At 55.6% G+C, this 25,268-nt stretch carries 20 protein-coding genes and 1 tRNA gene; 10 read left to right on the forward strand and 11 right to left on the reverse strand.

The genetic code is table 11. The annotated features are described in order from the left end of the window. Positions 1 to 10: 10 nt before the first annotated feature. Both AC2FJ6_RS07530 and AC2FJ6_RS07535 read right to left on the reverse strand, forming a co-directional pair. Positions 11 to 1,177: a D-alanyl-D-alanine carboxypeptidase family protein gene (locus tag AC2FJ6_RS07530; protein WP_170769305.1), complete on the reverse strand. Its 1,167-nt coding sequence runs from the start codon at positions 1,175 to 1,177 to the stop codon at positions 11 to 13. 20 nt (positions 1,178 to 1,197) lie between these two features. Then, the gene (locus AC2FJ6_RS07535) at positions 1,198 to 2,370 is read right to left on the reverse strand and encodes an SPOR domain-containing protein (protein ID WP_170769306.1); all 1,173 of its coding nucleotides are present in this window, start codon (positions 2,368 to 2,370) and stop codon (positions 1,198 to 1,200) included. Positions 2,371 to 2,574: 204 nt separating this feature from the next. Between AC2FJ6_RS07535 and AC2FJ6_RS07540 the strand changes: the two genes are divergently transcribed. Further along, positions 2,575 to 2,664, forward strand: a tRNA-Ser gene (locus AC2FJ6_RS07540). A 96-nt stretch (positions 2,665 to 2,760) separates the two neighbouring features. Here AC2FJ6_RS07540 and AC2FJ6_RS07545 read toward each other — a convergent pair. Continuing rightward, a complete protein-coding gene (locus AC2FJ6_RS07545; RefSeq protein ID WP_170769307.1) occupies positions 2,761 to 3,702 on the reverse strand; it encodes a response regulator in 942 nt (313 codons plus the stop codon). 559 nt (positions 3,703 to 4,261) lie between these two features. Here AC2FJ6_RS07545 and AC2FJ6_RS07550 point away from each other — a divergent pair. Together AC2FJ6_RS07550 and AC2FJ6_RS07555 are read left to right on the forward strand one after the other, a co-directional pair. Beyond that, on the forward strand, positions 4,262 to 5,011 hold the full coding sequence (locus tag AC2FJ6_RS07550; protein ID WP_170769308.1) for an acyl-homoserine-lactone synthase: 750 nt from the start codon (positions 4,262 to 4,264) through the stop codon (positions 5,009 to 5,011). A 209-nt stretch (positions 5,012 to 5,220) separates the two neighbouring features. Beyond that, entirely contained in the window at positions 5,221 to 6,354 is a 1,134-nt protein-coding gene (locus AC2FJ6_RS07555; RefSeq protein WP_496668733.1) for a response regulator, read from the forward strand. A 10-nt stretch (positions 6,355 to 6,364) separates the two neighbouring features. On the opposite strand, the gene AC2FJ6_RS07560 is transcribed toward AC2FJ6_RS07555, so the two are convergent. Next, the gene (locus AC2FJ6_RS07560) at positions 6,365 to 7,723 is read right to left on the reverse strand and encodes a cytochrome P450 (protein ID WP_496668735.1); all 1,359 of its coding nucleotides are present in this window, start codon (positions 7,721 to 7,723) and stop codon (positions 6,365 to 6,367) included. A 271-nt stretch (positions 7,724 to 7,994) separates the two neighbouring features. Here AC2FJ6_RS07560 and AC2FJ6_RS07565 point away from each other — a divergent pair, with 271 nt between their 5' ends. After that, positions 7,995 to 9,422 carry a sensor histidine kinase gene (locus AC2FJ6_RS07565; RefSeq protein WP_170769311.1) on the forward strand — a complete coding sequence of 476 codons (1,428 nt, stop codon included), beginning with the start codon at positions 7,995 to 7,997 and terminating at the stop codon, positions 9,420 to 9,422. Positions 9,423 to 9,458: 36 nt separating this feature from the next. On the opposite strand, the gene AC2FJ6_RS07570 is transcribed toward AC2FJ6_RS07565, so the two are convergent. After that, complete coding sequence (locus AC2FJ6_RS07570) at positions 9,459 to 11,960, reverse strand: cadherin repeat domain-containing protein (RefSeq protein ID WP_496668737.1); 2,502 nt, start codon at positions 11,958 to 11,960, stop codon at positions 9,459 to 9,461. Between the two features lie 180 nt (positions 11,961 to 12,140). Here AC2FJ6_RS07570 and AC2FJ6_RS07575 point away from each other — a divergent pair, with 180 nt between their 5' ends. The 3 genes from AC2FJ6_RS07575 to AC2FJ6_RS07585 all read left to right on the forward strand — a co-directional run bounded on the left by AC2FJ6_RS07575 (position 12,141) and on the right by AC2FJ6_RS07585 (position 17,249). Continuing rightward, the gene (locus AC2FJ6_RS07575; RefSeq protein WP_170769313.1) at positions 12,141 to 13,847 is read left to right on the forward strand and encodes an ABC transporter transmembrane domain-containing protein; all 1,707 of its coding nucleotides are present in this window, start codon (positions 12,141 to 12,143) and stop codon (positions 13,845 to 13,847) included. Next, on the forward strand, positions 13,844 to 15,919 hold the full coding sequence (locus AC2FJ6_RS07580; RefSeq protein ID WP_170769314.1) for an ABC transporter transmembrane domain-containing protein: 2,076 nt from the start codon (positions 13,844 to 13,846) through the stop codon (positions 15,917 to 15,919). The genes AC2FJ6_RS07575 and AC2FJ6_RS07580 overlap by 4 nt, the downstream gene beginning before the upstream one ends. A gap of 67 nt (positions 15,920 to 15,986) precedes the next feature. Next, a complete protein-coding gene (locus tag AC2FJ6_RS07585) occupies positions 15,987 to 17,249 on the forward strand; it encodes an HlyD family type I secretion periplasmic adaptor subunit (protein ID WP_496668739.1) in 1,263 nt (420 codons plus the stop codon). A 55-nt stretch (positions 17,250 to 17,304) separates the two neighbouring features. Here AC2FJ6_RS07585 and AC2FJ6_RS07590 read toward each other — a convergent pair whose 3' ends face one another. From AC2FJ6_RS07590 to AC2FJ6_RS07600, 3 genes are all read right to left on the reverse strand, one after another. After that, positions 17,305 to 18,042 (reverse strand): DUF3299 domain-containing protein, encoded by a 738-nt coding sequence (locus AC2FJ6_RS07590; RefSeq protein ID WP_237217138.1) that lies wholly within the window; start codon positions 18,040 to 18,042, stop codon positions 17,305 to 17,307. Between the two features lie 88 nt (positions 18,043 to 18,130). After that, positions 18,131 to 18,556, reverse strand: coding sequence for a hypothetical protein (locus AC2FJ6_RS07595; protein ID WP_170769317.1), 426 nt, complete (start codon positions 18,554 to 18,556; stop codon positions 18,131 to 18,133). Then, positions 18,553 to 19,965: a GMC oxidoreductase gene (locus tag AC2FJ6_RS07600; protein WP_170769318.1), complete on the reverse strand. Its 1,413-nt coding sequence runs from the start codon at positions 19,963 to 19,965 to the stop codon at positions 18,553 to 18,555. The genes AC2FJ6_RS07595 and AC2FJ6_RS07600 overlap by 4 nt, the downstream gene beginning before the upstream one ends. Positions 19,966 to 20,165: 200 nt before the next feature. Between AC2FJ6_RS07600 and AC2FJ6_RS07605 the strand changes: the two genes are divergently transcribed. The 3 genes from AC2FJ6_RS07605 to AC2FJ6_RS07615 all read left to right on the forward strand — a co-directional run bounded on the left by AC2FJ6_RS07605 (position 20,166) and on the right by AC2FJ6_RS07615 (position 23,320). Beyond that, positions 20,166 to 20,357, forward strand: coding sequence for a hypothetical protein (locus AC2FJ6_RS07605; RefSeq protein ID WP_496668741.1), 192 nt, complete (start codon positions 20,166 to 20,168; stop codon positions 20,355 to 20,357). Next, the gene (locus AC2FJ6_RS07610; protein WP_496668743.1) at positions 20,354 to 21,850 is read left to right on the forward strand and encodes a GMC oxidoreductase; all 1,497 of its coding nucleotides are present in this window, start codon (positions 20,354 to 20,356) and stop codon (positions 21,848 to 21,850) included. The genes AC2FJ6_RS07605 and AC2FJ6_RS07610 overlap by 4 nt, the downstream gene beginning before the upstream one ends. A gap of 66 nt (positions 21,851 to 21,916) precedes the next feature. Next, positions 21,917 to 23,320 (forward strand): MATE family efflux transporter, encoded by a 1,404-nt coding sequence (locus tag AC2FJ6_RS07615; protein ID WP_237217140.1) that lies wholly within the window; start codon positions 21,917 to 21,919, stop codon positions 23,318 to 23,320. A gap of 6 nt (positions 23,321 to 23,326) precedes the next feature. Here the strand turns inward: AC2FJ6_RS07615 and AC2FJ6_RS07620 are convergent, their stop codons facing one another. The 3 genes from AC2FJ6_RS07620 to AC2FJ6_RS07630 all read right to left on the reverse strand — a co-directional run bounded on the left by AC2FJ6_RS07620 (position 23,327) and on the right by AC2FJ6_RS07630 (position 25,265). Then, on the reverse strand, positions 23,327 to 24,415 hold the full coding sequence (locus AC2FJ6_RS07620; RefSeq protein WP_496668745.1) for a M56 family metallopeptidase: 1,089 nt from the start codon (positions 24,413 to 24,415) through the stop codon (positions 23,327 to 23,329). Next, positions 24,402 to 24,797: a BlaI/MecI/CopY family transcriptional regulator gene (locus AC2FJ6_RS07625; protein ID WP_170769322.1), complete on the reverse strand. Its 396-nt coding sequence runs from the start codon at positions 24,795 to 24,797 to the stop codon at positions 24,402 to 24,404. The genes AC2FJ6_RS07620 and AC2FJ6_RS07625 overlap by 14 nt, the downstream gene beginning before the upstream one ends. A gap of 66 nt (positions 24,798 to 24,863) precedes the next feature. Continuing rightward, positions 24,864 to 25,265: a DUF2160 domain-containing protein gene (locus AC2FJ6_RS07630; RefSeq protein ID WP_170769323.1), complete on the reverse strand. Its 402-nt coding sequence runs from the start codon at positions 25,263 to 25,265 to the stop codon at positions 24,864 to 24,866. Positions 25,266 to 25,268 lie beyond the last annotated feature (3 nt).

Genomic DNA, 25,268 nt, shown 5'->3' on the forward strand with positions numbered 1-25,268 from the left:
GGTGCCCTTGTCAAAATGCGTCCAGAGGGTTGCCGATCACATCGGTCAGAACGATCCCTCCGACGGTCATCATCCGAACCAGAAAACCACCCGCGGCCACATCCTGTACCGCGACCAGAGGACGCCGGATTTCGGGCAGACCTTCAGGCTTGATGACCAGTTCGGCCAGTTTCTGACCCTTGGCAATCGGAGCGTTGATCGGGCCGTCATAGACGACCTCGGCAGCCACGTTTTCGTCGCCCAGAACCGGCAGTAGGATGTTCAGATCGTCTTCGGGTACAAGGCCAACCGTCCTTTGCGCCCCCATCCAAACCTCGGCCTCGGCTATCGGCGCGTCTTTGTTGGCAATTGTCCTCTCGACAAAATTTCGAAACGACCAGTTAACCACGGACTCAGCCTCCTCTGCGCGCGTGGCGGTGCTGTCCAGACCGGTGAGCACGAAGATCACCCGGCGATCGCCCTGTTTGGCCGAGCCGACTAGGCCATAGCCTGCCTCTTGCGTGTGGCCGGTTTTCAGACCATCCGCGCCGATCCCCAATTTCAACAACGGGTTGCGGTTGCGCTTGTTCGAGGGGGCCCGACCGTCGAATTCAAACTCTTCCTCGGCAAACAGAGGATAGTATTCAGGAAAATCACTGATCAGGCGATCTGCCAGAACGGCCAGATCGTGGACTGACATCATGTGACCGGCAGCGGGCCAGCCGTTGGAATTGGCAAAGGTAGAATTGTCCATGCCCAGCTGTTTCGCGCGCTGCGTCATGTAGCGGGCAAACCCGGCCTCGGTCCCGTCGGGGCTGAGCGCCTCGGCGATCACCACGCAGGCATCGTTGCCCGACAGCACGATGATACCGCGCAGCAAATCCTCGACTGTGACGCGATCCAATGTGTTCAGGAACATGGTCGAGCCACCATAGCTCATGGCGTGTTCGGAAACGGGTAGGGTCTCATCCAATGTCAGACGTCCGTCGCGCAGTGCCTCGAAGGCCACATACAGTGTCATGAGTTTGGACATCGACGCCGGGGGCAGGGGCTGATCGGCGTCTTTGGATAGAAGGACCGTGCCGGTCGTCTGATCCATCACATAGGCCGCTCGGGCCGTCGTATCGAAAGCCTGGGCGGGCAGGGCAAACACTGCCAGTCCAAGGGTCAGAACAGTTGAGCGTAGTGAGGACAGCACAGCGGCACCTCCTTTCGGGTTCAGTTTTTGACGGTGAAGGCGTCTGAAAAGCCCAGATCCTTGACATCGCGATGAATGGCATTGCGCTCGGCCCGCGTGGATGCGGGGCCAACCACCACGCGCCAGACTGTTTTGTCATCGGTCTTTAATTCGCGCACCTCGGCGCTCAGACCGTTCCTGCGGATCTTGTCGGCGGCGCTTTTGGCATTGGCTTCGACCCCGAACGTACCCACCTGCACATATGGTTTTGACAGCGGGCCGGAAGCTGGGGCTTCGGCCGCCACAGGGGTCGGGTCCGAGGCTTCAATCGCCGCTGCGGCGCCCTCAATCGGATCCAAGGGCGTTTCGGTGATTTCATCGACCTCTTTCTTCTGCCACCACTTCCGTTTTGGCGCGGCATCGGCGGGAGGTGTCACTTCGGGGTCAGTCAGAGACGGCGCAGCCGCAGCGGCTGCAGCGACCTCGGCTGTGTCGGCGGCCGTTTCGGTCGTTGTATCAACCGCCGTATCTGCGGCATCGGCGGTTGCCGCGCCAGCAGCAGTGGCAGCCCCTGCGACGGCTGCGGTTTCCTTCTTTTGCCACCATTTGCGCTTGGGTTTGTCTTCAACCGCCGCCTCGCCATCGGCTGCGACGTCAACCGCCGCGCTTTCAACCACTTCCTGCTCGGGCTCGGCGGCGGGTTCTTCCGCAGCTTCGGGTTCAGGTTCGGCCGCGACAGGCTCTACCGGTTTGCGACGCAGGGCGACAACGTCCACTCGTGTGGGCGCGCCGGCCAAAATACCCAGCTTCTCGGCGGCAGCGGAAGAAAGCTGCAACGCGGGACCAGGAAGGTTGCGTTCGCGGCGGAACAGGGCGCCTGTGGTGGACTTGTTATTTGCGGTGTTTGTTATGCGTACACGTTCGGGCTGGGTAACATCCGGGTGCGCGACCCAGATACCGCCCAATGACGGGCGTCCATCCCACAACCCGGCTTCGGTGACGTTGAAAACCTCGGGGGCTTCGACATCCTCGCGTGTGTTTCCGGTCGCATCGGGAAACAGCTCTACCGAGTCACTGCCGCGCGGACTGCTGTCCGCGTCCGATGAAGCCTCATCCGAAGACAGCGTTTCGTCGCAACCTACAAGAACTGTAAGCGCCACAGCAAAAACCACCAACGCCCGCGGTTTTGCGCGTGTCACAATCGCTCGATCCATTATCTCATCCCTTGCCTGAAAGGGCTTGGTTCACAATGCCCCACTGCCGTTTGCCGGTTCTCAAAGGCCAGCGTGTTTCGGTCTTTTCACCGTTGATCATAACCCGAGCAAAGGAGCATGGAAAGTCTGCTGGACAGGCTTGAGCAAGTTTTCCCTATTTGCACTTGCCACCGGTTTCGCTTGGCCTTAGACCCAGCTCCACGCGGGGAGGTGGCAGAGTGGTCGAATGCGGCGGTCTTGAAAACCGTTGGGCGTGAGAGCGTCCCCAGGGTTCGAATCCCTGTCTCCCCGCCACTCATGATACATCTTGGACGAATTGAACGACGAAAAGCCGGGCAAACCTGTGGTCAGCCCGGACTTGCGAGATTTTTCAGTTTCAGAAGAAGGGGTTCAGCCGAACCTGACCAAAGGGCCATCCTGAATTTCTGAAAGTTCAACAGCTTTGTCGATCAGGAACAGAGCTTCCATCTTCGACGAAGCATTCAGCGAGACGTCCTCACCGACGTGGTATGATATACCGGCATTAGCCAGAAGCTCTCCGGCGTCGGTGCCGGGCAGGCGTGACAGGCGCAAGCTCAGTTCTTGCGCGTTCAGGCCCTTTTTGCGGTCGTGAATCAGAAGAAACACACCATTGCCCCAATAGGTCGCGAAGTTGCGGCCATCCTTGGAGGATGTCAGTAGCGCCTCGCCTGCAACCGCCATGATCTCGCGGAATTCGGTTGATGTGCTGAGGCCGAAGATCTCTTCGACTTCGTTGACCTTGATGGCCAGCATTTTGGACGTTCTGGCGTGCATGGTTGCCAGTTGAACCACGTAATTTTCGAACTCGGCCAGACCGATGCAGCCAGGCAGATCGCCAAAATAGAGCGGATCGCTCAGGCGGAAATTCGGATTCACCTCGGAATCGTTTTGCGCGTAGACATCCGCCTCGAGCACTTCGATCGCGGCACGCCGTTCGGCAGCCAGTCGATACGCATCCGAAAGACGCTGTTTTAGGTCGGCAAACTCGAAAGGTTTGGTGACATAGTCTGTGGCGCCAACCTCGAACGCTTCGTCGATATACTGTTTCTGCACCATGGCGGTGACCATGATAATTGGGGTAAAGCGATAATCCGGCAGTTTGCGCGCTTCTTCGCACAAAGTAATACCGTTCATCTCGGGCATTTGCACATCAAGCAGCAGACAGTCGAATACCTGATCCGTTTCGGACAGGACTTTAATCGCCTCTTGACCGCTGCGCGCGGTTACCACGTCTTCATAACCGAAGGCGCCCAATACACAGATCAACAGCTCAAGAATGCTTGGGTCGTCGTCTACGGCAAGTATACGCATAACAAATCACCAGGTTTTGCCACCGAACCATCCTTTTGCTTTGCAGACTTCCGGCAAAGGACGGCAGGCGAGTGGATTTTCAGGTGCGTTCAGGCTGTCCGAGAAAAACGGCAAAAGATTGACGGGTCAGAGGCACCTATGTGTCCGATTAATCATTTTTTCATTAAGCGCGGATTTAATGAACATTAGGATCAACATGGAATTTGCCAATCATTTCGACCGCTCGGGTAAGAGCTTTTTCACCCTGTTGCAAAGGAGTTGACGTGTCGTGATCGCGAAAAATTCATGTTTGCCGCTCCAAGTTCCACCCAGTTGGTCGGAAAACCCAGAAAATTCTCTTGTGTTCAAAGAGTTGTGAGCGGCTAACTGTCTGCATCTGGCGCAGGAAATCCACAAAAAAATCAAACAAAATGGCGAATAAACTAAAATTTAGCAGCCAAAAATGAAGGGTGGAGGTGATTTGGCCACACATGGGCTTCAATCATAAGGCGAACAGCACTAAGTTGTAGACTTGGTGTTCGGCATCTTGGCATAAGTGTGTCAAAAATAAGAGCAAAATATGGATCGACCACTCCAGTACGAGCAGGCCTACCCGGCGTCCAAAGTTTTTCCGGACCTTGAGCCTGCCAATGACGCTGCGGCTGCGCCCAAGCCTGCGCCGCGGCGACGGTTGTTTTCGCTCAAGCGAAGCCAGCCGTCCCGTCAGGAAAAGCTGGGTGAGATTCGTGCGACGACGATGAGTTTTCGCAACATGCATGAATATGGCACGCTGCTGTCCAAGTATCTGGAAACCCGCAAGTCGATTTTCATCGACCGCCTGAACTGGCAGATCGGGCAGGTAGATGGCATGGAGTTCGATCAATACGACACACCCGCCTGTCGCTGGGTCGTTCTGCATGAATTCGGCGAGGTTCTGGGCGGCGTGCGCCTTTTGCCGACAACCGCGCGCTGCGGGATTTACTCCTATATGTTGCGGGATGCGCAGCAGGGGAATTTGCCGGGTATGCCAACGGATGTCCTTTTTTTCGAGGCTCCAGTTGCCCCCAATGTCTGGGAGGCATCGCGGTTTTTCATCACCGACAGCGTGCCGTCCTCACGTCGTATGGCCGTGCAACAAGAGTTGTTCTATCAAATGACTGTGACAGCCGCCGAGGGTGGAGCGACGCGCATTCTTGGAATTGTACCGTCAGTCTGGGCGCGCTGGTCGCGGCGGCTTGGGGTAGGGGCCGCGCCGGTTGGGGCGAAGTTCTCGATCGAAGGGACCTATAGCCAGTCGGTCTTGTTCAATATCAATCGGCAATCGCCATAGAGCGCGGTTAAGGTGCTGGAAAGCATGTTAAACACGGGGTTGGCCTGCGTGTTCCTTGTCTCTTGATGCGAGGCCCGTGGCCGGTTTTGACAAAATAAGGCCCAGAAATGAACACGTTTCGCGGCGTTTTTTACCGTTTTCGCCGCGGTTTTGTCCTAGTCGTTCAATAGGTTGGGACCGTTAAATAAGTTGAAAACGGTTTACCAGTCATGAAACACTCCAACCCGGACAGTGAACAGTTCCAGCGGAAACTGGAAATCCGCGCGTTGCAAAAGACCAAGCTGCGCGTCTTGGTGGTTGATGATGAACCCAGCATTCTGGAGCTGTTGCAGGCCGCGCTGGCCGAGTTTGAGAATTGCGATATTTCAGCTGCCTCCTCGGCCACTGAAGCCCTGGCGCTGATCGAAGCCACCGGAACGCCGTTTGACTGTTTCCTGCTGGATATTCAAATGCCCGGTATTAACGGAATCGAATTGCTGCGGCGTATTCGACAAATGCCCGATCATGCCGATGCGCCGGCGATCATGCTGACCGCGATGAGCGATAGAAAACATGTGGAAGAAGCGTTTCTAGAAGGCGCGTTCGACTATGTTACCAAACCGTTTGATTTCTTCGAGCTGCGCAGCCGGATGAACGCGGCGCATCTCTTGATGCAAGAACGTATCAAGGCGCGCCGCAGCTCGGCCTCGGTGCAGAGCCTTCGGGCTGAACTTGACAGCACACAGCAGTTCAGCTTTGATGATCCATTATCAATCGACGGGCTCGAACGGTGCCTGCGATATGTTGAGTTCGACAATTACATCGAACAACTTTCGCGGGGATGTCTGTACGATTCATGGGTCGTTGCCGTCAAACTTCAGGACGCTGACTTCCGGTTCGATCTTAACGATTTCAGTGCGTTCCGCCGTGCGATTTCCGATTTGGGACGCTCCATCGAAAAGACGACCAAGCTATCGCAAGCAGTGTTCTCGTACCGGGGTAGCGGCGTGTTTCTCGTCGTCGTGCATGGCCGCGAGGCCGCATCCGACCTGCCTGCCGAAGAAGAATTGAACCAGCTTTTTGGCGCGATGCTGGCTGACCGAGGTGTCTCGGGGTCGGTTCGGGCTGTCAAAGGAGCCGCAATTGCCATGCGGTCTATTTCCAAGTCAGGGGCATTCTCAGCAATGAATAACGCGATCGAAAAGGTGCAGGAACGGGAAGTGGCCCTTCGCAAGGTCGAAGCGCCCGAGGCAAAGCTGCCCAGCAAGTCTAACGTGGTGAAGATGGACAAGCCACGTACCAGCCTGTTCGAGACCGTTTTGCAGGAGATGTACGGCAGCCAGACCTATCTGGCCCGCAAGTAAGGCTTGGGCCTCAGGCGCGGGCCGCGTTCAACATCATGGGACCGCTGGTGCGCATGGTGAACGTCAGGACCGGCTCGGGCATCGGAGCCGATGACATCGAGAAATGGATGTCTCGCAGAACCGACGCCATCAGAACCATAATCTCGGTCTCGGCATATAGCGCGCCAATACAGATGCGAGGGCCATCACCGAAGGGGATATATTGCCCACGCGGAGGCGGAGCGCCCAAAAAGCGTTGGGGTCTGTACTGATCAGGCTCTTCCCACAGCTTTTCATTGCGGTGCAGTGAATAGACCGGGAAAAACAACGCGTCACCTGGTTCGATCTTGATCCCTTTGATCTCCACCGCTTCCTCAGCATCGCGCGCAAAAAACGCAGCCGAAGGGTACAGGCGCAACGTCTCTTTGATATGCGCGCGCAACAGCGGCATGTGTTCGAGATGCGAGAATTCGATTTTGTCTTCAGGGCAGGCTGTTCGAATCTCATCCCGGATTCTGTGCTGCATCTCGGGGTAGAGCGCCAGCAGGTAGTATCCCCAAGCCATCGCATTGGCCGAGGTCTCATGCCCCGCGACAACAAAGGTCAGCAGGTTGTCGACCGTGGTTTCCAGATCTTCGAAGTCTTCCTTAAGCGCGTCGATCATCAGGTCTAGGAAATCTTGTGGCTCCTTCCGGCCTTCAGCGCGGCGCTGCTCGATCACAGTGCGTGCCAAATCGCGCATCGTAGTGACGGGGGCGGTGCTGCGCAGCCATTTGCGGCGGGGCAGCCATTTGGGCAGGCCCATCAGGTCGAACAGAGAGATATCGGAAATATAGTTAAAATAGGCGATCAAGCCCACGCGGATCTGTTCGGCGCTGACCTCTTCATTGCCGGAAAAGATCACACGAGAGATATTCGTTAGCGTCGAAGCCGGTGCGACCTGCGCTATGTCCACGGGGCCCTCGTTCTCAGCCAACGACGCTGCGATCTCGGAACCCGTTTCGGCAAAGTGGCGCGACAAGACAGGCAAATTCCGAGCCGCGAAAAGCGGTGAGTAGCGCTGCCGTTGTTTGCGCCATTTTTCACCCTCGGACAGGATCAGACCATTGCCAACGGCTGAGCCGATGATGTCTTTGGTGAACTTGGCCTTTGGAAAACGGCGGCCTTTGCCAACAAGCAATTCGGTCACCATTTCGGGGTCGCATATATAATGGATGTTCAACGGACCGCGTACATAGGTCTGCTGAATCGTCTCAATCGGGATAACCTCAAGCATGTTGCGCCCGGCTGATCGGGCGAATTGCAACAACGATACGGGCTTTTCTGCCAGTCGGGCCGAAACCGGTGTCACGTCGGCCTGCCTCATTTCCTGCATACCAATTGCGGTCATGCTGCTCATCCTTCAGGTTCATTGGCCCCTGGGCAGAAACATTTAGTGTCAAAACACGCAAAGAATCAATGAAATCGTTAACTTACCGCCATGTGTTTCCGGACTGTGTCATATTAGACTCCGTCACTGATGCTGATATGAGAACAGTGACTATTAACAAACCACATCGCGTTTTGAGATTATTGCCAAACTGTGAACCAATTTCGGACCAACTGCGTCCTCATTGTGCCTGTAGTTCAAGGAGAACAGTGCCACAATTGAAGACGACGTGATGACGATCACAGAAACGACACCGCCGATCGAGCTCTCGGAAGAGCCTGTCGATCAGCTGCTACAGAACATCAAAGACTACACCGCCATGAGCTTTGCGCTGCTTTGGCAGCGGCAAGCGATTTTTCTGGCGACGACCATTCTGACGGGCTTCTTCTTCGACTCACTCAACGCGATCCTGTTCTATGGCACGATCCTGATATGCGAAGCGCAAGACCTGTATCTTGCTAAACGTGTGGCGCGCCTGCGGCGCGATGAACGGCGCGCGATTGCGATGATGGTCGCGTGGATATTGCTGAACACGATCCTAAGCGCCGCTGCCATTTGCCTCTATGCGGTGTCAGTTGCGTTCAAACAGCCGTCGGGGGGGCACTTCACCCCCTTGTTCTTCCTGTTTGCGGCCGCGCTTTTTGCGGCGATGAACAACCATCAGTTCGTCTGGGCCATGATCGTGCGGCTGGCCATGTATGGCGTGTCGTTCATGGTGATCGTCGTTACCGATATCTGGATTGAACAACCCGACCTGTCGTCGGAACTCTGGCTGCATTTCTTCACGGTCGTCTTCGTGATGTACTTTTTGATCGACTGTTCACTGGTCTTTCTTAAGCTTTATCGAAAAAATCTAGAGCAGCTTGAAAAACTAAGGGAAGAGCACGAACGTACCAAGGCGGCCTATATCGCCAAGACACAGTTCATTTCTACGGTTAGTCACGAATTGCGCACGCCGCTGACCTCTATCAAGGGATCGCTGGACCTGATCAACACAGGCGCGATGGGCGAGGTGCCTGAAAAGATGCAAAAACTTGTTGATCTGGCTGCGCGCAACAGTGAGCGGCTGGCGTCGCTGATCAATGACGTACTCGATATTCAGAAGATGGAAGCGGGTGAGATGGTCTTTCGGCAAACTGCGATTGATGTTCGTCCTCTTGTGCAAGAAGCCATTGCGGCCAATCTGGGTTATGCCAGTGCCCATAACGTAGTGATTGAAGAGAATGTCGACGGCCAAGCCGATCTGCAAATACGCGGGGATACATCGCGCCTGATTCAGGTGCTGACCAATATGATTTCGAATGCTGCCAAGTTCTCTTTCGATGGTGGCTCGATCACCGTCGGCTACAAGCAGGTTGGCGGTCGCGTGCGGATTTTTGTCAAGGATCAGGGGATCGGTATTCCCGCGGGAAGCCGAGACAAAGTTTTCGACCGCTTTTCGCAGATTGATTCATCTGATGAACGCCATGCCGGAGGTACAGGTCTTGGAATGAACATTTCCAAGGAAATCGTGGAACAGTTTGGTGGCACGATCGACTACTACAGCACATTAGGCGTCGGAACCGAATTTTTCGTAGAGTTTCCCATCCTGGAACCGCGTAATAGGCCTGCAAAAGGACATGGACTTACTGATCTGCCGAAAATCATACGATCCAACTAGGCCGTCCATTTGGATCAGCCTTTGCCCAAAATTACTTCACCAGTCGAAACGCTCATAGACTTGTGTATCTAGTGCCGAAACTTGCGGGCTGTCAGGTAGTGTCACTGTCTCGGACAGGACATCTGCTTCTTGGGCTATATCCTGAGCCTCCGGTGCCATGTCCCAAGGTTGAGAGGCCATATCAGTTTCCGTCGCGTCGGCGAGGACAGATGCATCCATTCTTTCGGACTCCGCGCCCGCTGGTTCTGATCCTCCGACAGTGAGTTGAACCGGGATTTCTATTCTGTCCACTAAGTCGGGATCGTTGCGATCAGAGATTGCGAGTTCGAGGTTGATACTACCTTCGAATCCAGCGGGCGGGGAAATTTCCAAACTCGAAAGGTCCCAGCCATCCAAATTGACCACTTCTCCATCCGATAACAATGAGGCTTCGCCACTAACGAAGAGAGTGTTTTCGGGTGCGCCGTCCAACAAAATCGTCGCGCGCTCACTGGCTTCCGCTATGTCGATTTTTAGAGTTATAGTTCCACCTTCTTCGGCTGAGAGAATTCCGCTGACCTGAATTTCGGGCGCGTTTGAGCTTTCTCCTTCCGGCCGGTTGTCTGGACCTGTTTCCAAAGCGGTGGTCGGCGCGCTTTCATCGAAAGAGCGTTGGACTTCCTGATCACGGTATTTGGCTTTTGAGTAGCTTTGACTTGCGGAATTGTTTTTTGACGCCAGACCGCTGGCGATTGCATTCTCGGGCATGTCGGCAACAGTGATCGAGATTGTCTCGGTTCGGCTTAAACCACCTGCGTCGATCACTGATACATCGATGTCAATCGAGGCTGCTACTTCATAGTCCAAGGCGACACCAGGCTTCAGTCGCAACTGGTTGCCGACCACTTCGAACCGATCATCCGAAACTTCGAACCGGTGTATGTCATTTGCATCGGGATCAGCGAAGCTCAGATACCCAACGATGGCGCCTTCGGTATTTTCTGCGACCGAAAGCTGAGCCTCTGTCAAGGTGATGTTGTCGACCAGGGCGCCGTAGCTGTCATTTTGACTTTCTGGTTCACGGAGTTCCAGCGTGTCCTGGCCAGAGCCGATCACCTGAAGCTGGAACGTTTCCCAATCGGACGATTGTGGATCCAGTTCGCCGACCAACTGTCCGTTCCAATATACTTCGACCGTGTCGGTGCCACCGGATAGGCGCTCTCGCAGGTCAATGCCCAAATCGTAAAGCTGCCCGTCTTCAGTCTCAATCGTCTGGGAAATACTGTCGACGCCCCTTGCGTGGTCCAACTCCAACAATTGGTCCCCATGTGAAGCCTTGGTCCCCCATAGATTATCCCAGATTTCAAGGCCATGAGCATCGGTCCATCCCCCAGAATCGTCATTGTCGAAGCCGCGCCATCTGCCACGGTCGAGGTCGAATTCTTCAAAGCTTCCGTTTGCGACCAGATTGTCTGTTGCATTGCCAATGGACAAGTCGACCGGGGCTTCGTTGATGTCTTGGATATCCACTACGAAAGTTTCAGAAACACTCAGCCCGACGGCGTCGATAGCTGTCACCTCAAGCTCGATCTGTCGGGTGGTCTCATAGTCAATGTCCGCCTCAGGCTTGAGGCGTAACTTTCCATCAACAACTTCGAAACGGTCGTCCGAGACTTCGAAGCTGTGGCTGTCGCTCTTGTCTGGATCAATCACCGAAATCTCTCCAACCACGGCACCGGCTGCATTTTCTGCCACAGTTGAATTGCTGAGCGAAACGCCCTCGGGCCCTTCGTTCACATCCAGCACCTCGATGGTGAAGGTTTGCGTCAAGCTGAACCCGTGCGCGTTTGTGGCCGTCACGTCCACTTCGATCTGGGCTGCATCTTCATGGTCCAGCGATACTTCGGGTTTTATTCGCAGCTCTCCATCAATGATTTCAAACCGATCGTCCGAGACGGTAAATTCATGCGCGTCGCTGCTATTTGGATCAATGACGGTGAGGGTGCCAATCGCTGCACCAGACGCATTCTCTGCGACGGTCGCGTTGTCCAGATTTAGCGCGTCAGGCGCAAGGTCAACCTCCTGTTCTGGAGGAGGCATTGCGCTGGGACCAATGGAAACCGGGGCAGCGATTCTTGGCGGAACATCCGGAATTTCTGGAGCCGTCGGAGAGCCCTCCGTGTTTGAGGTGTTGAGCTTCGAAAAAGGCTCATTGGCGGATCCTGAAAAAGAAGAGGAGGCTTCAGGTGCATCTGGAGCAGCGCGCGTTTGCACAGTTTTCTGGCCATCAATGACGGCCTGTGCTTGAGGAAGCGAGCGTTCGGCGCTGATGAAGTCGTCGCGCGCAGAAGGCATGTCTGCTTTCTCAGGTGCACCGTTTTGATGCAGCCTGTCGTCTATCGTTCCTTCGACCCGTTCCCCCGTGTGCAAAGTGCTGCGGGTCGGATCCTCTTGGATCGAAACGCCGCGCGCAACGTGAGAGACGATCTCGGCTTTGTCGTTCAGTTCGGTTTGTGCGGAATTGATCTGATGCTCAAGATATTGCCCGGCTTTTTGCATTGATCTGATCCCCGTTTGTTCCCCTGATTCCGGCCCATCAGTAACATAAGTTGTTGCTGCGATTGCGACTTAAGTATCTAAAAATTAAACGAAATAATCCACAGTTCTCGATCGGAGTTTACGCTTCTTCAATAGGTTCAGGCCAAACCGATTGGACGAGGCAACTGGGTGAGCAATAGGATGGGATCGAGCGAATTTATCGGACGAAAACTGACGCCACGGTTGGGTGTTCCGGTTTGGGCGGCTTCCCTGTCTTTGAACGTATTGTCACTTTTGATGCCGATCTCAATCCTGTTGATTTTCGACCGGATCATTCCATTCCAATCCATGGAAACTCTGCACGTTCTGACTTGCGTTCTACTGTTCAGTGCGGGGTTTGAACTTGTTTTGCGACATTGCCGATCCATTCTATTGTCGACCGCCGCAGAGGATGCAGCGCGCGCCAACTACAGCCTTTTTATGAGACAGGTTCTGACGGCAAATACCCTGACCTTCGCCAAAGAGCCACCCAGCAGTTATGCCGAGCGCTACGCTGCGATTGCGCAACTTCGGGATCATTATGCGGGGCAAGGGCAAACGCTTTCGATTGATCTGCCGTTTACGCTCATGTTTGCAATCTTGATCGGATTGATTGGCGGCTGGCTCGTTCTGGTTCCATTGGGTGCTTTTGGCATCGTCCTGATTTTTGCGGCCGTAATGAAACGTGCTCAATGGAACTTGTTCCGACAGCGTAAGACGCTGGACACCCGCAGATACGCCTTTTTGTCCGAGCTTTTGTCGAACATGAAGACAATCAAGGCTAACCGGATGGAGCCGCAAATGTCGCGGCGATTTGAGATGCTTGAGGATCAGACAGTCGACATCAGCGGCCGAATGATACGTTTCGCCGGCTTCGCACAGAGTTTTGGCACCGTTTTTGCTCAGGTATCGGTGGCCGCAATGGGCTTGTTGGGCGCTTATCTGGCGATCCGAAATCAGATTGGTATCGCGGAAATGGCGGCCTGTATGCTTCTGAATGGGCGGATCGTGCAGCCGCTGACCAAATTGATGGCAATGTGGGTCCAGGCTGAAAATATCACTGTCGCCTGGTCCAGATTGAAAGAGATGAATGAGCTTGAAACGCATCTAGTCGCGACGTCTGGCGACGGGAAGCTATCGGGTGTTGTTACGGCCTCGGACGTCTCGGTCAGGCGTTTGCATGGAAACGGTGCGTCATTTTCAACGGTCAGTTTTACAGCCAGCGCCGATAGAGGCGTTTTGATCGAAGCCGAGGAAAGCTGGATGGTCGACGCCCTTTTTGATGCGCTAACGGGACAGTGCGACCTGGATCAGGGAAGCATTCTTTTCGACAGAGTGGATGCCAAGAAAAGAGTTGCCTTTCGCGGCGAAAACGCGTTGGTCGCGCTGGAGAGCGAACCGGTTATCCTTTCAGGTACCTTGCTGGAAAACCTAAGTGCGTTTGGTGATCACGAACGGATCGAAAGCGCCAAGACGGTTGCCGCTGCATTGGGGTTGGAACGCCGGATTCTTCGCCTGCCGCTTGGGTACAACACCCCAATGACAATTGGGTCGGCGTTCGAACGCGACCCGGTGAACCGGCAATTGATCGCATTGGTGCGCGCACTGGCTCTACAGCCTCACATCCTGCTAATGAACGAGCCGACCGCTGTGCTTGATACGGCTGAGCGACAGGCGCTGGCAGATTATCTGGCTAAGTTAGAAGTGCGACCGACGCTTATCGTGGCATCGCCCGACCCGCGTTTTAAGCAATTTGCGCCACAGGTCGTCAGGCTAAATGCAACCAAGTCACGCGACATGGCAGCGTGGGTCGCGGATACGGATCTTGAAAGGCTGACATCAGAGGCCATGCAAAAGGGGGCCGCATGACGACGCTTGAAGTAGAAAAAGCAACCGGCCTGCTGGACGCTCTGCTTTACAACCAAGGGCGCCGAAGCAGCCTAAACACGTTGCTGGAAGCACTCCCACATCAATCAGAAAGGCTAGATCAGGATGACATTCTGGATGTGCTCGACACGCTGAAAATTTCTTATACCAAAACTCGATGCCGGGAAGACACCATTGTGGACGCGGATTGCCCGGCTTTGGTTATTCCCGAAACCGGGCCGTGGTACGTCGCCTTGGGGCGTAACGGCTTGTCTTTGCGGGTGGCTGGCGCGAAAGACCACTCACCAAAACGTCGTAAGTGTTTGGTCATCCGAATTGAATCGAAGGCTTGGCGCGAAGAGGATGGTACGCCGCAAACTGTTCGTATGGCATTCCGAGTCTTTAGGCCGATGTTGCCTTGGCTTTTTCTTGCGTCATTCCTCATCAATCTATTGGGCTTGGCTGCGCCACTTTTGATCATGGCGATTTATGACAAGGTTATCCCATCGGGTTCGGTGGCAATGCTTACGTCATTGGTTGTTGCGGTCTTGGTTATCGGCCTCTCGGATATGTGTTTCCGACACGCGCGAACACGGGCATTGGCGTATATCGGCGCGCGCGGCGAACACCAACTCATGATTGCGTTGTTTCACAAACTGATGTCGCTGCCCCTGCAGCAGTTGCAGAAGTCGGATATCAGCCAACAGCTCTCTCGTTTCAGGCAATTCGAAGCCCTGCGAGACGTGTTCACAGGCCAGATCATGACCAGCTTGCTCGATTTGCCTTTCGTTTTAATTTTCTTTGCCGTCCTGACTTTTCTTGCCCCTCAGGTCGGATTGTTGACGCTTGGGCTTGTTGTTATTTTGGTGATACTCGGTTTCGTTACCATCCCCGAACAGCGGCGACTGGACAGTGCAGCCTCAGATGCGGCTGCAAAAAGTCAATCTGCAATGCAGCAGGCGATATTGCACCAGCGCATGATGAGCGACTTGGGACTGCAACAGAGATGGCTGGATCGCAGCTTGTCTTTGTCCGAAGCGGCAGAGGATGCAACGCGGCGTGCACGTGTGTTTCAGGCATTCACGCAGTCCTTGTCCCAATCGGTGACAGCGTTGGCCACGGTGGGGGCCATTATTCTCAGCGCTTATGCAGCGGTGAATGGCGATCTCAGTTTTGGCGCTTTAATCGCTGTGATTGCTCTGGTGTCAAAAATTCTTGCCCCGGTACAGACATTGTATTGTTGCTGGGCTCAAATCCTGATTTTCAGTCACAGCCGCAATCAGGCTGATCGGGTGCTTTCATTGCCAGAAGAGCTTGAACTGGGGTTGGAGCATTCTCATCGCAAAGACATTCAGGGCGCGATCCAGTTTTCTGCCGTCACTTTTCGCCCAGATCCGCTGAATGCACCGCTTCTGTCGCAGGCGAGTTTGAGCTGTGATCCCGGTGAAGTCACCTTAATCATGAGCAGTGATGCAGCCGTGCGAACGGCGGTCTTAGACCTGATGGACGGGTTGGCTACGCCTTTGGCGGGCACTGTATCTTATGATGACGTTGACTTGCGGCAAATCGCCAGGGACGAACTGCGCACTTCGGTTACTTACGCGACCTTTGAAAAAAAGCTGTTCTACGGCACGATCGCACAGAATTTTCGATTGGCGTCTGTGTCACTGAGTGATTGCCAAATCGAAACGGCCTTGTCGCAGATGGGATTGTCGCAGGACCAGGAGTTGTTGCCAGATGGTCTTGAAACTCGTCTGACCGATGCTCACCTGGCGCAGTTGCCAGATGAAACCCTCAAGGCTCTGACCCTTTCGCGTAGCATGGCGCGCCCTTCATCGGTTTATCTGTTTTCGGAACCGACCAATGGTTTGTCAGATCAGCGCCGTGCTGCCTTCAAGGAGTGGATGCGACAGCAAAAGAGGCGGAGCACCGTTGTGATCGCAACTGCGGACCGGTCCTTCCTTTCGATCGCAGATCGCTTTGTGTTTCTAAACGGAGAGCGCGTGGTTTTGAATGACACCGGAGAGGTCGGGCGCGGAAAGTTGAAGGCCATTTTACAGGCAATGGAAAAATAAAATGAGAGAGCAGACACAACAAAATTCGACCTCCGGTCCCACGGCACGTTTAATAAATCGTCGTCGGATGCGACCTCCAAGGGTGGCCGCGTTTTTGGCACTGACGATCTCGGGCTTTCTGGGCGTGATACTAGTTCTGGCGGGGCAAACCAACGTTCCTCAAATCACGCGGGCCCCGGGGACAATCTTGCCATTCGGGGACTATGCTCAGATCGAAACTCTGCACGGAGGCGTGGTCCGGGCCGTTCACGTGCGCAATGGCCAAACGGTCGAGGCGGGCCAACTTTTGGTGGAATTGGACCATCCAGACCTTTCGCGTGAGCAGGACATTATGACGGGTCAGCTTTCAGCAATTATTCGTCAGACCGAAAATGCCAAAACCGTTTTGTCCATGCTAGACAGCGAGACTTTGCCAAGTGATCGCGCGCTTGATGAGATAAGGAGTAGAGGCCTGACCAATGCCGCGGCTAGGCTGGATCTGTATTCCGAAAGCCAGACGATCCAGCAGGTATCGATCCAGCAGCAAGAGGGGACGCTGCGAATTTTGCAAGATGCAGCCGAACTGTCAGCAGCACGGGTCGAAAGAAAACAAGATCTTCTGGCAAGATATGCACAGCTTAGGGCACGTGGATTGAAAACCCTGAGCGACTATCTTGAAGAGGAAGATGAGGTTGAAGCGGTTCGAATTGCGGCATCGGACGCGCGGGTTCGGTTGGCCCAGGCTGAAAATGCGTTGAATTTGGCCCGCGCGTCTATGGCAGAGGAAACTCTGGCTCTGCGCGAAGAGGTATTGACGAAACTTTCTGATCTGGATCAGGAAAGGGCAGAGCTTATTGCCGCTCTCAAAATAGTGGGAGCTCAGATCGCGAGCCTGGCCATCGTGGCTCCGGCCCGCGGAGTCGTTCAAGCTGCTGCCTATCCCAATCCGGGAGAGGTCATTGCGCCAGGTGAGGTGCTGTTCGAATTGTCGCCAACACATGACGCGCTATTGGTTGAGGCACGCATTCCAAACGCGGATATCGGTCATGTGGATACCAGTCAGCTAGTGTCCGTCAGCGTTGACACATTCGATGTGCGCAGGTTCGGAAAGATCCAAGGGCGATTGCAAACTGTCTACCCCATGCCGCTTACCGATGAGAGGACCGGCGAGACCTATTTTCGCGCATCCTTTGTTTTGGCTGAAGGCAATGTGGGACGTGGACCTTATGAAAGGCCACTTCAGGCCGGGATGACGGTTGTGGCCGAGATGACGACAGGGGAGCAAACGCTGTTGTCCTATATGTTGAAACCTGTCCAGACGACTTTGGGCCGTGCTTTCAACGAAAGATAGTAGCCCGACCTGCGTGCCGCCTCATCTCGTCACGTAGGTCGAGCAGGCGATGAATTTAGTTTTCATTCGACAAAACCGCGCCACCTGTTTTGTTGCGGGATGCGGCACGCAGACGGTCCTTGAAAGTCTGGGTCGCGCTGTCTGCAACGTCAGCCTGGGTGACAATGGCATCAGATAGAAGAAACGTGGCACGCATTGCGACAGGTCCATCCACGACAACAAATTGAGTGTTGCTCGGGGAAATCGTCAGCCGGCCAGTGACCTCTACACTTTGGTGAATGTATTCGGGCATCCAATCCGTCTCCAGTTCGACGCGGATCATCTGGTTCGGAGGCGGCGGCGGTAAATGGCTGCACATGCCTGGCCTCGGTACAAGGTATATGATTGAAGCACCGTTAGGAGCTTGAGGAGCCGGGATAGCATAGCCTTGAATTGTGGCGGCTTTACCCTCAAGATCGGGATTGCCTTGGGAACCGGCTTTCGCGCGCTGCGCGATCACATTGTCGCGCTGACTCAACAATCGGTCGATGTCGATTTTTTCAGCGGCAAGAGCATCTTCGGTTTCAAACAGATTTTGTTGCCACATCTGCCGTTCCTCGGCGGTGCCTACATCCTGTTGCAAGCGGCTGCGCAAACGCAGGACGTAAACAAGATCATCGAACTGTTCCGGGCTGAGTGCGCGAAACGGGTCGTGAAAATCCTGTACGGATGGGTCGGGCAATTCAGACCAAAGCAATGGCGTCGCGGCCCATGTCCCGAGGGGCGCACACAATACTGAAAACGCACAGATCAAAACTGCTCGCAGGCGCATCCCAACGGCCTTTCATGACTTAGAAAATAGCGGTCATTCAAATGTGAGAGATATCCGGGTAAACCGCAAATCACGACACTGCAAACGCCCCCAATTGGTTCAGGCAGGGGGTGTGATAGGGTTCGAACAAGGCGACAAATTCCAGCGGTAGTCCGTCCTCTGCTGCACGGATGACATTAGTCGAAGTTGCAAATTTGTCGATGACGCTGTCGTCGATCTTGCCGAGGACGTCTTTTGCATAGGGCAATCGGTGCAGCCCGCTCCAATATCCCAAATCCAGAGCCTTCCCTTCGATCCCTTTCTCTAGAACGAATTCTTCGTAAGCATAGGCGAACTCAGTGGCCGCATCCTGTCGCGCGATCTGGGGGCCATAGATCCGGTTGATGACGTCAAGCGCGTGACCGGCAATGCCGTGCCCTTTGATCAGCCGGTAGGCAACACCTGCGCCAAAGGCACCAACCCCCAAGGCAAGAACGCGACGGCGCGACCAGCTCATGTGACAACCTCCGATGCTCTGAGGGATAGGGCGGAAATGGTCAGGGATGGGTTGGCAGGCGAGCAGGTCGGGAAAGCGCCCGAGCCCAGTACGAACAGGTTTGGAACCCCATGCAGGCGCAACCGATCGTCAACCACCGATGACTCGGCCGAGGGACCCATGCGGTGCGTGCCTTGAATATGCGCCTGTGTGCGAATTTTTTCGTCCACTATCAGGTCCTCGATCGTGTCGGGGATGATGTCCGGCAAGCCGTCAATCGCCCGTCGCAGGCCGCGCATCGCATAGTCGGTGTACCCGACCCATTCGATGACGGGTTCGTCGTCCTCCAGCAGGACCCTGTTCTCTGCCATTGGAATATCATCGACGGTTAACCGGAGATGCAGTCGGTTGGCCCATTTGCCCTGTTCTCGCCGGATCGAGACCGGGGCGTTAACGGTTTCGATCAGAACAGCGCCGGCCTCTGATCGGTCAATGTCATGGTAGAAATGATACCCATGCCCGGTTTCGGACGCACCGCCGTAGAAGGCTTTGATTTTTGCGGTGTCCAGAATGATATCAACCTCACCTTGCTCATGAAGGTACGCACCTAGAGCTTTGTTTTTTATTCCTGATCTCAGCAAAATGGCAGCGTTGAATATCCCGTTCGTTCCCAGCGCAATTGTGTTGCCGCGCAAACGAGCCTCAGCCCCGTCAGCAGTCTTGACCTGTACTGCGCGGGCCTGACCGCCTTCGATATCCACCGTGCGTACTTCGGTGCCCAACAGGTAGTGCGCGCCGGGATGTTCCAGCCGCTCGAACCCGTTCAGAATTGTAAATTTCGCGTCCACTGGGCAGATGCGGCAGACTCCGTTTGCACAACACCGCGCTCGCGAGCCTCCGTTCGAGGTCGCGCTTGGCAAGGGCACCCATAGCGGGCTGTCTTCACGCAAAGCTATGTCAGAGCGAGATGGCGCGTGGGGCGGATACGGAAACGGCGCACTGCGCGGCAGGATGTGATCGGATTGCCCGCCGCAGACTTCAATCATCTCTTCGGCCTGAATCCAGAAAGGTTCAAGATCATCGTAGGTTATGGGCCAATCTTCGCCGATACCGAACTTGCTTTTCAGGATGAAATCATCGGGATGCAGACGAGGAGTGTTGCCCCACCAATAGTTCGAATTCCCGCCAAACAAGGTGAATGCAACCCATTCCTTGTGTGCGCCCGAGCTGTTGCGTTGCTCGATCTTTTCACGGACGGCCCACCCATGCGCGATCTGGTCTGCATGAGAATAGTCCTGCCCTTTTTCGACAAACAGGATGTTAAGATGATCGGGCAAGCCGTGGGCGAAAAACATCGCGGAAAAGCTGCTGCCTGCGATCACCACATCCCAATCGCGGGCGCTGGCTTGTTCAAGAGACAATAGGCGCATCAGAACTCATTAACCTTATTAATCTTCACCTGTTGACCAAATTACAGGCTTCCGTCCGACCCGACCAGATCACGCGAGAATTGCGGCGGGGCAAGACAATCACTTTATGGTTTGCAATAATCAGGCCCTTGTCAATAAAGTTAAAGAGACGGCAATGCAGTCGCCTTGCCGGAATTGTTGTTGTTTGTTTGGTGTGTTCGTTGAAATTTGCTTTGAAAAGACGTCATCTTCTTGGGGCTGTTGCTGCGATGGTCATTGTCCCACCGGTTGCCAGGATTGCAATTTTGAAGTCGCGGGATAATCCGCTGCCTCCCATTTCCGATCCGAAAGTGGTTTTTGCTGATGGCTGGCTGTTGGATGCGAGCGACCTGGATGTGGACGGGTTGTCATGATCCTGGATGCGCGCGCTGAAATCCCGGCGTTAGAGGGGCCCTATGACTGCTGCATCGTAGGCGCGGGGCCGGCTGGTATCGCGCTTGCGCTGAAACTGGCACAGGCGGGCCGTCGAGTGGTTCTTCTAGAGGCCGGAGACCGTGAGGTCACGCCCGACTCGCAGGAACTATATGAGGGCGAAAATCTGGGCCTGGAATATTACCCTCTGTCTGCGCCCCGGCTGCGCGCGCTTGGGGGGACGACCGGTCATTGGGGCGGGCAATGTCTTTTGCTGGACCGGTCCGACTTTCTGCCGCGCCCGGACGTACCCCTCAGCGGATGGCCCATTCGGTACGAGGATCTGGCCCCGTATCAGGCGGAAACAGCTAAACTTTTGCAAACAGGGCAGTTCTCGGGCGGCTTCCGCAAACCGGTTGACGACAGCGGCACGCTGGATGTTGTTGAGCAGAGGTTCAGCTCTGACCGGGCGTTTTATGATATCGGCAACACGGACCCGGTACGCTTCGGTCCATTCTATCAGGGGCAATTGGAGGATGAGCCGAACATCGACCTAGTCTTGAATGCCAATGTGGTAGGGTTCGACGTCGATGGTGAGACCGGCCAAATCACGCAGGCGCAGATCCGTAACTATGGTGATGGCGAGGGGGCGGTGGCTGCCGGACGCTTTGTGCTGGCCATGGGCGGCTTGGAAAACAGCCGTATGTTGCTGCATCTGAACGCCCGGCAAAACAACAGGTTCGGCAATCAGAACGACATGGTTGGTCGCTGTTTCATGGAGCATCCGGTAATCGACCATGAAACATACTTCATCACACGGCGTCTTTATTCTCATTCCCCGACATGGGAATTCGAACGTCTGACGAGGCGCTCCCGCCCCGAGCTTGTGCTGAGTCCCAGCCAGGACCAGATGCTAAAAAACGGCTGGACCAACTCAGCCGTGCGGATGCGGCGACTAAGACGCAGAAAACTGCCGCCCGAAGAGCTGGGGGACACGGGCTTTATTAACGGCTTGAAATTCGATGAGGATTACTTTTTCACCAGCAACTCTCAGGTCACGGCTGAACAGCGCCCTAACCCTGCCAGCCGGGTTGTTCTGACCGATCAGCGGGATCGGTTTGATCTGAATACTGTCGGGCTGGACCTGCGGCTGATGCCCGAAGATATCGAGACCCTGCGCGGATCAACCATTGAAGTGGCCAAGTTCCTGATCCGAAACGGGCTGGGCCGGATGCGGATGGACCCCGCCTTGTGGAACCGCGATGCATTCGAAAACCTGCCGTTGGACTATGGCAGCCACCATATGGGCGGCGCGCGCATGTCCGAGACGCCCGAGACTGGTGTGGTCGATGCCAACTGTAAGGTGCATGGGGCCGCGAACCTCTATGTTGCAGGGTCAGGTGTGTTTGCGACCTGCGGCCACGCCAACCCCACGTTTACTATTGTACAACTGTCCCTGCGGCTGGCGGATCATTTGCTTGGGCCTTCTGCCTGACGGGGTTTTGGGGTTGAAGCCCTCTGTATTCCACTGGCAGGTTAGCCCCGCACAAGGGGGGCGTTCATGACATCTCAAAGCTCGGGTCAGGCAGTCTTTCTGTCGGGCAGCCTGATGCGCCATGTCACGCGCATGTCATTGACCACCAGTATCGGCCTGATGGCGATCTTCGCTGTCGACTTCGTCGATATGGTGTTCATCTCGATGCTGGGGAACGACGCGCTGGCCGCTGCAGTGGGATATGCCGGGACGTTGCTGTTCTTTACCAACTCGGTCAATGTCGGCCTTTCTATTGCCGCAGGAGCTCTGGTCTCGCGTGAGCTGGGGGCAGGGCGACCGGATCAAGCCAGGCGGTTTGGCACCAGCGTAGCAGTGCTGGGCGCGATCACCGGCATGATCCTGTCCGCGCTAGTGCTGTGGAATCTTAGGGCCTTGTTATCGCTGTTGGGGGCCGAAGGTGAAGTGCTGGACCTTGCAGTGCGCTATAGCTCGATCATTCTTCCGACCATGTGGGTGATGGCGTTGGCCATGGCCGGGATGGCGGTCTTACGGGCCCATGGGGATGCGCGCCGTTCCATGCAGGCGACGATATTTGGTGGGCTGGTCAACGCGGTGCTGGATCCGATCCTGATCTTTGCGGTTGGGCTTGGGCTGGACGGGGCGGCGATAGCCTCGGTCATCGCGCGGGTCTGTATGCTGATAGCGGTGATGCGACCTGCGACAAAGGTGCATCGAGGGTTCGCGCGCCCTTCGCTTAAACAAGTGGTTCAGGATGTGCGCCCGGTGCGTGCCATTGCGGTACCTGCCGTATTAACCAACATAGCCACGCCCGTCGGTAACGCCATCGTCATCCGTGAGGTGGCGCAGTTCGGAACCGATGCTGTAGCCGGCATGGCGGTTATCGCACGGCTGATGCCGGTGGCGTTTTCGGTTGTGTTTGCCCTATCAGGCGCGATCGGCCCCATCGTCGGCCAGAACTATGGTGCGGGGCAATATGATCGAGTGAAAGAGACGTTTCTGGCCGGGGTCAAATTCACCGCCATCTACGTTCTGCTGATGGCCGCTGTCTTGTTTGCCCTTCGAGGCCCAATTGCGGATCTGTTTCTGGCGCAGGGGGAAACGCGGGCGCTGATCTATCTGTTCTGCGGTCCTCTGGCGCTGGCGTCTTTCTTCAACGGGGTAATCTTTGTTGCCAATGCCAGCTTTAACAATCTGGGCCATCCCATCTATTCCACATGGGTCAATTGGGGGCGGCATACGTTGGGTACTTGGCCGTTTGCCGTGGTCGGAGGCATCCTTGCCGGCGCGCCCGGTGTCTTGCTGGGGCAGGCGCTGGGGGGCGTGATCTTTGCAGTTGTCTGCTGGGTGATGGTGCGCCGCGTTGTGTCAAAGCTCAGCACGCCGAAAAAGCCGGATCCGTTTGCCGGGCAGAACCGACTTCATGCGCTGTTTGGGCGGCGTGGTTGGTAAGCGGGATCAGTTGCCGCTGTTTCGAGCCTCGAGCCGTTCAAGGTTAACTACTGTCGACAGCATCAAACGGTCGTGGCTCCAATCCTCGGTCTGTTGCACGGAGGCGGCACCAAAACCCAGCACGGTCGCAAAGACCAGCGTCAGACCCAGAAACAACACCGGAGTGCCAGAGCGGACCGCGGGCGCCTCGGCCAGCGCCATCACGCGTTGGCGCAACACGCGCTTTGCTTTGCCTCCGGTGACCAGCGCGACATTCAGAACCCGAGGGCTGCCCTTGCGCACCGTGCGGGCGCAATAATCCAGCAGGCAAGCGGTATAGTCGCGCGCGTTGATCCCGCGACGGGCAACGACGGACTGGTCGCAGGCCAGCTCGCGCAGACGGTCGAACTGATATTTCAGCACCAGATAGGCGGGGTTCCAGAACAGCAAGGGGCGCAGAATTTCGAACCCTAGCTCCCATTCCACATCGCCCGCGCGCACGTGCTGAAGCTCATGCGCCAGCGCAAAGCGCAATTCGCGCGGCGTGTCCAGCAGATGGCTGGGCAGGACAACATGACGGCGACGAAGGCCGCGCACGGCAAAGGGCACGGCGATCCGGTCGGAGAGACGGATATCAACCTTGGCCGAATGCCGCCATAAAAAGCTGGTCTGGATCGTTTCACGGATCGCCAGCCCATCGCGCAGGACGCGCACGGCATAGGCCGCAGCCATCACGATCACCAGACCGAAGATCGCGGAAATTACCGGATATGCACCAGAAACAAACACTTCGACCCAGCGTTCGCGTGTGTTCAAAAGCGCCTCGAATTGGGTCGCGGGCATGGCGATGTCACCGCGCAGATAGGCGGCAACGGCGATGTCCCCCAAAGCAACGGTGCCATGGGCTGAGGTGAGTGCAAATGCCCCAATGGCCAGAACAGGGCTAAGAACGACGCAAAGGCACAGGGCCTTGAGCGCCTGAAGCTGCGCAACAAAGCCATATTGCAGCCGCGTCCGACCCATAATGGCCCGCACGACCAGCCACACCAGTGCCGCGAGGGCCAGTACGATATTCCATTCCAGATACGCGTCGAGAACCGGTTTAACCGCCGTCATTGTGCAGTCTCCTTTCTACCAGTGCTCGAATTTCCTCCAGATCGGCTTCGCTCAGGCCCGCATCGTCTACCAGACGCGCCACCAGCGAGGCAGGCGTGTCATCGAACAATGTACGCGAGAGGTTCTGCAACGACCGTGCCTGATATTTGTCTTTCTCCAGCAGCGGCGTATAGATCAGCGTCTTGCCGTCCTTGCGGCTTTCGACGAAGCCTTTCTCGTCGAGAATCCGCAGGATGGTTGCGCCGGAGGTATAGGCCAGATTGCGTTCTGGAGGCAGACGATCAAGCACGTCACGGACCGAGCCCTGACCAAGTGCCCAGAGCTCATTCATGAACTCCAGCTCTACCTCGGTCAGAAGGTTTGTTGTCTTTTTCTTTCGCATCGGTCTTTCGTGTCGCATTTTTTAGTATGCCTGACAGACAAGCATCCTTTCGCTGTTTCGCAAAGCTCAAACTTTCCAGAAGACGAAGAATCCCCAGCCGATCGACAGGAAAAGCGGTGCCCAGACGGGCTGGCCAACCAATCCCAGCCAAGCAAGGAAGATATAGGCCGATCCCAATAGGGTGATGAACAGTCGATCCCCCAGCGTAGTGGTCAGTCCCAGAACGCCGCGCCGTTCGATCCCGTCGCGGAACTTGAACCCCTCCAGCACGCCGATCAGGGCGATGGCCGAAAAGATACCGACGAACAGCGCCAGCGTTGCGGGGGTCCAAGCCATCCAGAAATCGGGCCACAAGGGATCGGTCCAGGAAAACCCTTTTTCCTCCTGCTGGCCGACGCTGCCCCAACCGGCCTGCTGGGCAGCCGCCATCGAGGGTAGAAAGGGGAGGGTGAGAAGAAGTTTACGCATATC

The sequence above is a fragment of the Ruegeria sp. CDSA089 genome (assembly GCF_059612205.1).